General features: G+C 70.0%; 8 protein-coding genes and 1 pseudogene. 4 read left to right on the forward strand and 5 right to left on the reverse strand.

Annotation, left to right across the window (positions count from 1 at the left end):
• Positions 1-48: 48 nt before the first annotated feature.
• Positions 49-675, reverse strand: a complete 627-nt coding sequence (locus tag I55_RS07615; RefSeq protein ID WP_049973927.1) for an SDR family oxidoreductase — start codon at positions 673-675, stop codon at positions 49-51.
• Positions 676-994: 319 nt separating this feature from the next.
• Here I55_RS07615 and I55_RS07620 point away from each other — a divergent pair, with 319 nt between their 5' ends.
• On the forward strand, positions 995-1,495 hold the full coding sequence (locus I55_RS07620; protein WP_199902498.1) for a MarR family winged helix-turn-helix transcriptional regulator: 501 nt from the start codon (positions 995-997) through the stop codon (positions 1,493-1,495).
• Here the strand turns inward: I55_RS07620 and I55_RS32855 are convergent.
• From I55_RS32855 to I55_RS07640, 4 genes are all read right to left on the reverse strand, one after another.
• On the reverse strand, positions 1,492-1,812 hold the full coding sequence (locus I55_RS32855; protein ID WP_049973928.1) for an antitoxin: 321 nt from the start codon (positions 1,810-1,812) through the stop codon (positions 1,492-1,494). The genes I55_RS07620 and I55_RS32855 overlap by 4 nt on opposite strands.
• A gap of 41 nt (positions 1,813-1,853) precedes the next feature.
• Entirely contained in the window at positions 1,854-5,123 is a 3,270-nt protein-coding gene (locus tag I55_RS07630) for an error-prone DNA polymerase (RefSeq protein WP_044559921.1), read from the reverse strand.
• Positions 5,124-5,288: 165 nt separating this feature from the next.
• Positions 5,289-6,977 carry a DNA polymerase Y family protein gene (locus tag I55_RS07635; protein WP_049973929.1) on the reverse strand — a complete coding sequence of 563 codons (1,689 nt, stop codon included), beginning with the start codon at positions 6,975-6,977 and terminating at the stop codon, positions 5,289-5,291.
• A gap of 4 nt (positions 6,978-6,981) precedes the next feature.
• A complete protein-coding gene (locus tag I55_RS07640) occupies positions 6,982-7,845 on the reverse strand; it encodes an ImuA family protein (protein ID WP_049973930.1) in 864 nt (287 codons plus the stop codon).
• A 185-nt stretch (positions 7,846-8,030) separates the two neighbouring features.
• Between I55_RS07640 and I55_RS07645 the strand changes: the two genes are divergently transcribed.
• The 3 genes and pseudogenes from I55_RS07645 to I55_RS34220 all read left to right on the forward strand — a co-directional run.
• The gene (locus tag I55_RS07645; RefSeq protein WP_044559922.1) at positions 8,031-8,258 is read left to right on the forward strand and encodes a ParD-like family protein; all 228 of its coding nucleotides are present in this window, start codon (positions 8,031-8,033) and stop codon (positions 8,256-8,258) included.
• Positions 8,258-9,034, forward strand: coding sequence for a type I methionyl aminopeptidase (gene map, locus I55_RS07650; RefSeq protein WP_044559923.1), 777 nt, complete (start codon positions 8,258-8,260; stop codon positions 9,032-9,034). Before I55_RS07645 ends, map begins: the two co-directional genes overlap by 1 nt.
• Positions 9,035-9,052: 18 nt before the next feature.
• Positions 9,053-9,295, forward strand: a pseudogene (locus I55_RS34220) (IS5/IS1182 family transposase); the annotation flags it as partial.
• Between the last annotated feature and the right edge of the window lie 177 nt (positions 9,296-9,472).

The following is a 9,472-nucleotide window of genomic DNA, read 5'->3' on the forward strand; positions in this document are numbered from 1 at the left end:
CCTGGTCCAGGCCGGCCAGGGCCGCCTTCACCATTTCGCCCACCTCCATCACCATGGACTGGTCCAGGTCGTCGAAGGACTTGCCGACGCGGTCGAAATCTCCGTCCGCGTCAGACCGGGCAGCACGGCCTGGAATTTCACGGCCTTGCCAGCCTTGGCGGCCTCAGCCTGCAGCGACTGGGTCAGCGCCAAGACGAAGGCCTTGGTGGCGACGTAGGTGGCGCTGAACATCTCCGGGATCAGGGCGACGACGGAGGCGATGTTGACCACGGTGCCCTCCCCCTTGGCGGCGAAGGCGTCGGTGGCGGCGATGGCCAGGCGGTTCACCGCCGTGACGTTCACCGCGATCATGCCGTCCTGGTAATCGATGTCGCTGTCCAGGGACGGGCCCTGGGGGCCCAGGCCGGCGTTGTTCACCAGCAGGGTGATGGCGGCGTCGGTACGCAGGCGCCGCTCCACCGTCAGCACGTCGGCCTGGTTGGCCAGGTCGGCGGGCAGGACCTCCACCGCCACGCCGGCCTCGGTGCGCAGGCGGGCGGCCAGCTCCTCCAGCCGGGCCTGGTTGCGGGCCACCAGGATCAGGTCATAGCCGCGGCGGGCCAGACGGTCGGCATAGGTGGCGCCGATGCCGGAGGAGGCGCCGGTGACCAGGGCCGTGCCTTTGGACGTGCTCATGGGACAATTCCTTTGCGTATGGATGGGTGGGGGTGTCGGCCGGCGGTTTGGGGGGCTGTCGTGCGGCCCTGGCGTCGTCCGCGTCGTTGATCACGAAACCGGTATATGCCACTATTATCATGCAAGTCAATCGGGCACGCGCTGGGCGAGGTCCGCGCCGGCGGCATCGCAGGCCTGACGGAAGCGGCGGGCGTCCCCGTGCCGGGCCTATGCCCCGGCCGGCGGCGGGCGCATGATGGCTCGGCGGGCGTGGTGTTGAAGGAGGGCGACGGAATTGGATGAACCTGTATCCCAGGCACCAAATGCGGCGGAGATGGATGTGACAGCAGCGGATGCGGCGGCGGAACTGCGCGGCTGGGACCATTGCACCAACACCGCCGTGCGCCGCGCCGCCCGCCGCCTGGGCCAGCTCTACGGCGACGTGACCGCCCCCACCGGCCTCACCTCCCCCCAGCAGATCCTGCTGAGCCACCTGAAGCTGGCCGCCGGCTGGGCCGACCCGGCCGCCACCACGCTGCAGCACCTGGCCGCCGCCATGGTCATGGACCTGTCGGCCCTGGGGCACACCCTGAAACCGCTGATCCGCGACGGCTATGTGGAACTGGTGCCCGACGCCCGCGACCGCCGCGTCAAACGCGCCCGCCTGACGGAAAAGGGCGAGGCCAAGCAGGCGGAAGGCCTGGCCCTGTGGCGGGTGGCGCAAGCCCGTTTCAACGCCCTCTTCGGCCCGGAAGAGGCGGCGGCGCTGCGCCGCGCCCTGGCGGTGGTGGCCTCGGACGAGTTCGCGGAGGCGTTCAGGCGGGGGGACGTGTCCTCTTAGAACTCCGTCTCTTCCGGTGTCGGAGAGGGCTTGGGCTCAAGGATCAGCCGGTCACCCTCTTTGCGCAGGACGACGTCCTCACAGGGGAATTCAAACTCCGGCGGGATCAGGATGACTTGATCATCTCCCTGCTTCAGCAGCTTGACGCGATATTCCCGAATCTCCGTCCCCTCTGCCGATATCGGCCATTCTGGCAACGGGGCATCAAAGTCCGGTCCGATAGCGACCTTCCCCCTCCATAAGCCAGGCACGCGCGGCCCTTGGTCATCGCGCGGTTCACGAATGTGCGCATCGGAAGGTTCGACGGGCTCGGACATCGGGCCAACTCCTCACCAGGTCACCCAGCATACCATGCCTCTCACCGGAAGTTCCTCCCGTCCGGGAAGGTCGCATCGGCGCGGCGGGGGGTGGCAGCACCCGTGGGCTCGTCCAGGCGGGACAGCAGGTCGGAATAGTCGATCAGGCGTTCGGCGCGGACGTGGGTGACGGGGGTGGCGCTGGGGCCGCCGTCCTGGGTGGGCGCGATCACCTTTTCCACCCGGCCCAGGCACAGCAGCAGGCGGCTGCCCAGCAGCTGGCGGCGGAAGGCGGTGAAGGTCTCGGGCATCAGCACCAGGTTGGCGATGCCGCTCTCATCCTCCAGCGTGACGAAGATGACGCCCTTGCTGCTGCCCGGCCGCTGGCGCACCAGCACCAGGCCGGCCAGGGCCACGCGGCTGCCGTCGGCCAGGTCCTCCAGCGTCTCCATGCGCATCAGCGGATGGCGGCGGACCATTTTCCCCTGGGGCTTGGCCGCCAGGCTTTCCAGCCGGGCCACCACCTCGTCGCGCACCAGGCTCATGGGGTGGCGCTTCAGCGACAGGGACAGGCGGCTGTAATCCTCCACCAGATGCTCGCCCAGGGTCATGGCCGGCAGGGTGGCGATGGAGGGTTCCTCCTCCCACGGGTTGCCCGTCCCGTCCTCCCCGGCGTTCATCGCCAGATCCAGCAGGGGCGGCAGCCGTTCGCCCAGGGCGCTGACGGCCCACAGCGCCTGGCGCCGGTCCAGGCCCATGGACTGGAAGGCGTCGGCCTCCGCCAGCAGTTCCAGGGTGCGCGGCGCCAGGCGGGCGCGGCGCCACAGGTCGTGCGGGCTGGCGTAGGGCTCATGCCCCCGCGCCTCCAGCAGCGGCCGCACCGCCTCCTCGCTCAGGCCCTTGGCCAGGCGCAGACCCAGGCGCAGGGTCTGGAACCGCTGCCCCCGCGCCGGCGCCTCCAGCCGGCTGTCCCAGTCGGAATGGTTCACGTCCGGCGGCCGCACCACCACGTCATGGTCCCGGGCGTCGCGCACGATCTGCGCCGGGGCGTAGAAGCCCATGGGCAGGCTGTTCAGCAGGGCGCAGGCGAAGACGTCCGGGTAGTGGCACTTGATCCAGGCGGAGACATAAACCAGCTTGGCGAAGCTGGCGGCATGGCTTTCCGGGAAGCCGTAGGTGGAGAAGCCCTTGATCTGGCTGAAACAGCGCTCGGCGAATTCCGCCGTGTAGCCGTTCTTCAGCATGCCGCTGCGGAACTTTTCCTCGAACGTGTCGATGTCGCCCAGCTTGCGGAAGCTGGCCATGGCCCGGCGCAGGGCGTCGGCCTCCGCCCCGGTGAAGCCGGCGCCGACGATGGCGATCTGCATGGCCTGTTCCTGGAACAGGGGCACGCCCAGCGTCTTCTTCAGCACCTTCTTCAACGCTTCGGATGGATAGTCCACCGGCTCCAGCCCCTGGCGGCGGCGCAGGTAGGGGTGGACCATGCCGCCCTGGATGGGACCGGGGCGGACGATGGCCACCTGCACCACCAGGTCATAGAACTCGCGCGGGCGCAGGCGGGGCAGCATGGACATCTGCGCCCGGCTCTCCACCTGGAACACGCCCAGGGTGTCGGCCGCGCACAGCATGTCGTAGGTCGCCTCATCCCCCTGCGGGATGGTGGCCAAGTCCAGATCCCGGCCGTAATGGTCCCGCAGCAGGTCGAACGCCCGGCGCAGGCAACTGAGCATGCCGAGGCCCAGGACATCGACCTTCATCAGGCCGGCGGCGTCCAAATCGTCCTTGTCCCACTCGATGTTCTGCCGGCCCTCCATGGCCGCGTTCATGATGGGGCAGAAGGTGGCCAGCGGCTTAGGCGTGATGACGAAGCCGCCGACATGCTGCGACAGGTGACGGGGGAATTTGGCAATCTCCCCCGTCAGGTCCAGCACCTGGCGCAACAGCGGGTCGTCAGGGTCCAGCCCGGCCTCCCGCGCCCGCTCCTCCTCCGGCGTGCCGCTACCCCAGCCGGAGATCATGGCCGACAGCTGGCCCACCGTGTCCTGGCTGAGCCCCATGGCCTTGCCCACGTCGCGCACCGCCCCGCGCGAGCGGTAGCAGATGACGGTGGCGGCGATGGCGGCGTGGTCGCGGCCGTATTTCTCATAGATATGCTGGATCACCTCCTCCCGCCGCTCATGCTCGAAATCCACGTCGATGTCCGGCGGCTCCTTGCGCGCGGTGGAGATGAAGCGTTCGAACAACAGGCCGGTGTTCACCGGGTCGATGGAGGTGATGCCCAGGCAATAGCAGACGGCGGAGTTGGCGGCCGATCCCCGGCCCTGGCACAGGATGCCCTTCTCCCGGGCGAAGCGCACGATCTCATAGACCGTCAGGAAGTAGGAGGCGTAGCCCAGCTCCCCGATCAGGGCCAATTCCTTGTCGATCTGCTTTTGCACATCCTGCGGCACGCCCTCCGGATAGCGCTCCCGGGGATAGCGCCAGATCGCCCCCTCCGCCGTCAGTTGGGCCAGGCGCCCCTGCGGGGTCTCACCCCCCGTCACCTCCGAGGGGTAGAGGTAGTCGGCCCGCAATTCGCCGATGGAGAAGGTGCAGGCCTCCACGATGTCACGGATGCGGGCCAGGGCGCGGGGGTGGCGGTGGAACAGGCGCGCCATCTCCTCCGGCGGCTTCAGGTGGCGCTCGGCATTGGCGGCCAGGCGCCAGCCCGCGGTCTGGATGGTGCAATGCTCACGGATGCAGGTCAGCACGTCCTGCAGCGCCCGCCGGCCAGGGTGATGGTAATGCACATCGTTGGTGGCCAGCGCCGCGACGCCGTGCGCCTCCCCCAAGGCCGCCAGCCGATCCAGCCGCCGGGCGTCGTCACCCTGGTAACGGTGGGTCAGGCACAGGCTGAGGGTGCGGCCGAAGCGGCGGCGGTAATCGGCCAGGTCGGCGGCGAAGCCAGTATCGAGGCTGTCCGGCGGCACCACCGCCATCATCTGGCCGGCCGCGTGCTCCTCCACATCCGCGCGGGTCAGAAAGCACTGCCCCTTGGGCGCCCGGCGCATGCCCACCGTCAGCAGGGTGGACAGGCGGCCGTACGCCGCCCGGTCGGTGGGCCAGCACAGTAGGGACGGCCCGTCCGTCAAGTCCAGCCGCGCCCCCACCACCAAGCGGAAATCCAGGTCGCGCGCCGCCGCATGCGCCTGCACCACCCCCGCCAGGCTGTTGCGGTCGGTCAGGGCCATGGCCTGGTGCCCCAGCGCCTTGGCCGCCGTCACCAAGTGGCTGGCCTTGGAGGCGCCACGCAGGAAGCTGAAATTACTGGCGACCTGAAGTTCTGAGTACATGGTTCCCTCAAGCGCCGGGCGGGCGTGTTGGTTTTCCTCAGGCGCCGGCGGGCCATCCGGCCCTTGGCTATCCTCGATTTCCAGTCCGCCTCCGTCTCCCCGGAAATCTCCGGCGGCCGCAGTCGCGGCCTATGGTTTCCCTCAAGCGCCGTGTGGTGCTGGAGGTCAGCCAAAAAAGCCGTGCAGGAACCAGCGGGGCGGTGGGCCGCCGTCGCGGTAGAGGCCCAGGCGGTAGAGCCAGAAGCGCCGGCCCTCGCCATCCTCCACCCGATAATAGTCGCGGGGCTCCGGGTTGGGGTCGGGGCGGCGCTCGCCCCCCTCCCACCATTCCGGCAGCAGGCGTTCCGGCCCCTCTGCCCGGCCGACGCGATAGGTCTGGTCGCGCCAGCGGAACAGCAGGGGCGGGTCGTCGGGAATGGGGGCCACCACCTCCACCGCCTCCGGCCGGGGCAGCAGGCGGATGGGGCGCGGCCGGTCGGCGGGCCAGGCCCCGCCGCCCAAGGACGGGGGGGCGGAGGCGGGCGGCGCGCCTGATGGGCTGTTGTCCTGGGCCTCCGCCGGCACCGCCCGCACCGCGCGTTCCGGTATCCAGCTCTGGCGGGGCAGCAGGCGCAGGATCCGGTCCTGCCCCAGCCGGGCGCCCAGCCGGTCCACCAGTTCCGCGACGGGCGGGTCGGCGATGACCGGGTTGCCGCCCCCCGGCGCGGCGGCGCCCGGCGCCGGTCCCGCCAGGTCGCCCAGCCCGTCACCGCCCAGCACCGCCTGCCCGTCCTCGAAGGGGGCGGCGTGAGTGACGGAGATGGCCATGACCTCGAAGCCCGGCCCCGGCTCCAGCTGGTCCATGCGCGGCTCCAGCAGGCGCCAGAGGTGGGCGGGGTCGCGGTTGGGGCGGCTGGCCCCCACCGTCAGCACCTGGGGCGGGGCGTCGTGGCCGGCGTCGATGCGCCAGGCCTCCAGCTCCAGCGAGCGGGCCCCCTCCCCCGCCGCCGTCAGGCTGGCCGCGACCTGGCCCAGCAGGTGGCGCACCGCCCGGGCCAGGCCTTCGGGCGTGGAGATGGGATCGACCACCGTCAGGCGGGCTGTATGGCGGGACGGCGGCCGGCGGGGCGACAACGGTTCGTCCACCCAGCCCAGGGCCTGGTCCAGCCGCAGGGAGACCTGGGCGCCATAACGCGCCGCCAGGGCCGCCCGGTTCCGCCCCCCCTTCCCGGTTCCGTGGCCCAGGCGCATCAGTTCCCCAACCCGGCGCAGGCCCACCCGGCGCAGGCTGGCCACCAGTTCAGGCCCCAGGCGCAGGGCCGGCAGCGGCAGGTCGGCCAGCGCCTCCGCCGCCCCGCCCGGCGGCACCACCAGTTGGGCGCCGAAGCGGGCCAGCGCCCAGGCGGCGCCGATGCCGTCGGCGATGGCGGCCCGCGCCTCGATCCCCGCCTTGGCCAGCCTGCCCTCCAGGTCCAGCAGCAACGGATGTTCCCCGCCCAGCAGGTGGGCGCAGCCGGTGATGTCCAACAACAAGCCCGGTCCGTTCCCGAGGCCCGGTGGGTCGCTGGGGTCCACCGCCGTCCAGGGGGTATAGCGGCGCGCCCAGTCGGCCAGGCGTTCCAGCGCCGCGGCGTCGCCCTCGGGATCGGCGTCCACCACCGTCACCTGCGGCTCCAGGGCGCGGGCATCGGCCAGGCCCATGCCGGGCAGAAGGCGCCGGGCCCGCGCCGCGGCGTTCACCGCCGCCACGGTCAGGCGTCCATGGTCGGGCATGCGGGTCAGCAGGGGCGCGTCGGCGGCCGGCGGCGGCACCAGGCCCCGGCGCGCCCGGTCGGTGGCAAAGGTCGGCAGCCAGAGGGAGAGGATGCGGCGCATGGCGTCAGCCCACCGCGCGCAGGGATGGGGCGAACGGCACCACGGCGGCGCTGGGTGGCGGCGTTTCCGGCGCCGTCACCGCCATCGTCCCCGCCGCTTCCAGCCGCCGGCCCTCGCGTTCGTACAGGGTCCAGGCCCCCGGCCGGCCACCGCGGCAGCGCAGCAGTTCCACCCGCCAGGCGGGGCCGGTGAAGGCGGAAGCTGCGCTCCCATCATCCTGGATGGGGGCCGTACTGACCTGCCAGCGGGTGACGGCGGCACTGGCCTGGGTGCTTTTCACCGCCCCCTTGGCGCCCTTCGCCCGACCGAGGCGCAGCAGCAACCCGGGCACGCCGCCCGCCTCCGCCGCCAGGTGCAGGCGGCGGCTGGCCGTCAGGTCCAGGCCGCCAGCCTCCCCCACCACGGCGCCCACGCGCGGGCAGCGCAGCGCCTCCTCCATGGCCCACAGCAGATCGACCTCACTGGCCGCATGCACCACCACGAGACGCCCCGGCCCTACCCCCTGGGCGTCCAGCCCGGGGGCGTAGAGGTCGGGCGCCCGGGTCATCCACAGGATGGGGCCGCGCACCTGCTCCGCCAGGCGGGCGGCCAGCAAGGCGGTGAAGGCGGTGGCGGCGCCGGCGTCGAGATCGCCTGCCGCCGCCACCTCGTGCAGGGCGGCGCGGGGCAGGCCGTTCACGCCGCTTTCCCCCGGGCCGGCCGCCGGCAGGTGGGCGTCCACCGCCGGCACGCCCAGGGGCACCACGCCCCGGCGGGTCCCCGGCGCCTCAACCGCCCGCACCTGTTCCCGCAGCACCGCCAGCAGGTGCCGGCGGTCCAGTGGCGCCTTGTCCTGGGTTTCGGAAATGGGGAAGGGTTCGGCGGGCATGGGGGATGCGCCTTGGTCTCTCACGCGTGCGGGAATGATGTTCTTGTTATGTTCTAAGCCGGAGTCGCCACCCGGTCAAGATGAGTCGCACGCCCCCAAGGGACCTATCCGGAATCGACAGCCACCGTTGACGGGAGCGCACACGCAATATATGAACCATATACGTTTCGTATACAGAGGGCGTGATGGGCATCGTGAAGATCGACGACGACCTGCATGAGGAGGTGCGCAAGGCCAGCACCGTGCTATGCCGGTCCATCAACGCCCAGGCCGAATACTGGATGAAGATCGGCATGCTGGCGGAGGCCAATCCCACCCTGTCGCTGAACGACATCCTGCGCATCCAGCTGAAGATGGCGTCGGTGAGGCTGGAACCGGGGCAGCCGCCCCAGCTGGACCCGGTCCTGTCCTGATGGTGAAGCGCCCCGACGAGATCGAGACGATGGGCGAAGCCGGGCGCCTGCTGGCCAGCGTCTTCCACATGCTGGACCAGATGCCGCTGGCGGGCCTCAGCACCCTGGCGGTCAACGACCGGGTTGAGGACTACATCGTCAATGAGCTGCGGGCCCGGCCCGCCAGCAAGGGGCAGTACGGCTATGGCTATGTCCTGAACTGCTCGCGCAACGACGTCGTCTGCCACGGCGTGCCCTCGGCCCACGACATCCTGGCCACCGGCGACATCGTCAACTTCGACATCACGCTGGAGAAGAACGGCTACATCGCCGATTCCAGCAAGACCTACCTGATCGGCGCGGTGGCGCCGGCGGCGCGCCGCCTGGTGCAGGCGACGTATGAGGCGCTGTGGCACGGCATCCGCCAGGTGCGCCCCGGCGCCCATCTGGGCGACATCGGCCACGTCATCGAGCGCCACGCCAAGCGCAACGGCTATTCCGTGGTGCGGGAGTACTGCGGCCACGGCATCGGCCGGGAAATGCACGAGGAGCCGCAGGTCCTGCACTTCGGCAAGCCGGGCACGGGCCTGCGGCTGAAGGAGGGCATGGTCTTCACCATCGAACCCATGCTGAACCAGGGCAGCGCCCGGGTGGAAACCAAGGACGACGGCTGGTCGGTGGTGACGGCCGACGGCAAGCTGTCGGCCCAGTTCGAGCACACCGTGGCGGTGACCGCCACCGGCGTGCGCGTCCTGACCCTGCGGGCGGAGGAACGCGGGCGGCGGGATCGGCCTTGAAGAGGGCTATGCAGTTCAGACAGCAACGCCATCCGGGACAAGGCGGCTGAACGAAAAGCTTGGGCCAACATTCCATCCAAATCCAATCGCAAGGGAACGCTCGTCTTCTCTTCCTGAGTCTATCGGCAGAGGAACCTGGTGGAAATGTTCTGCAACAGATCAAACAGTTCCGAGGCATTGCGACCCGCTACGGCAGACTACCGGAAAACTTATCTTGCTGCCGTTAAGCTAATCGCCGCAATCTGGCGATTGAGCTTATGAGTCCGCGCCTTAAACTTGGGCGCGGGCCACCTCTTGAAACCTTTCCCAACTGCGCCCACATTGGAGCAATGTGGCATCTAAATTATTGAGGAAACAAGATGGAATACACCATTGAGATTAAACGAAAAGGAGATAGCACCGTTCTGCCTTCCTTTGAAAAGGCAAGCAAAAATGGAA

Origin of the sequence: Azospirillum sp. B4 (genome assembly GCF_000333275.1) — a bacterium.
GTDB lineage: Bacteria > Pseudomonadota > Alphaproteobacteria > Azospirillales > Azospirillaceae > Nitrospirillum.

What these genes read in the sequence shown, in the direction of transcription:
- map (WP_044559923.1), top strand. Translation starts at nt 8,258, where the DNA reads ATGGTGAAGCGCCCCGACGAGATCGAGACGATGGGCGAAGCCGGGCGC.
- I55_RS07640 (WP_049973930.1), bottom strand. Translation starts at nt 7,845, where the DNA reads ATGCCCGCCGAACCCTTCCCCATTTCCGAAACCCAGGACAAGGCGCCA.
- I55_RS32855 (WP_049973928.1), bottom strand. Translation starts at nt 1,812, where the DNA reads ATGTCCGAGCCCGTCGAACCTTCCGATGCGCACATTCGTGAACCGCGC.
- I55_RS07630 (WP_044559921.1), bottom strand. Translation starts at nt 5,123, where the DNA reads ATGTACTCAGAACTTCAGGTCGCCAGTAATTTCAGCTTCCTGCGTGGC.
- I55_RS07645 (WP_044559922.1), top strand. Translation starts at nt 8,031, where the DNA reads ATGGGCATCGTGAAGATCGACGACGACCTGCATGAGGAGGTGCGCAAG.
- I55_RS07615 (WP_049973927.1), bottom strand. Translation starts at nt 675, where the DNA reads ATGAGCACGTCCAAAGGCACGGCCCTGGTCACCGGCGCCTCCTCCGGC.
- I55_RS07635 (WP_049973929.1), bottom strand. Translation starts at nt 6,977, where the DNA reads ATGCGCCGCATCCTCTCCCTCTGGCTGCCGACCTTTGCCACCGACCGG.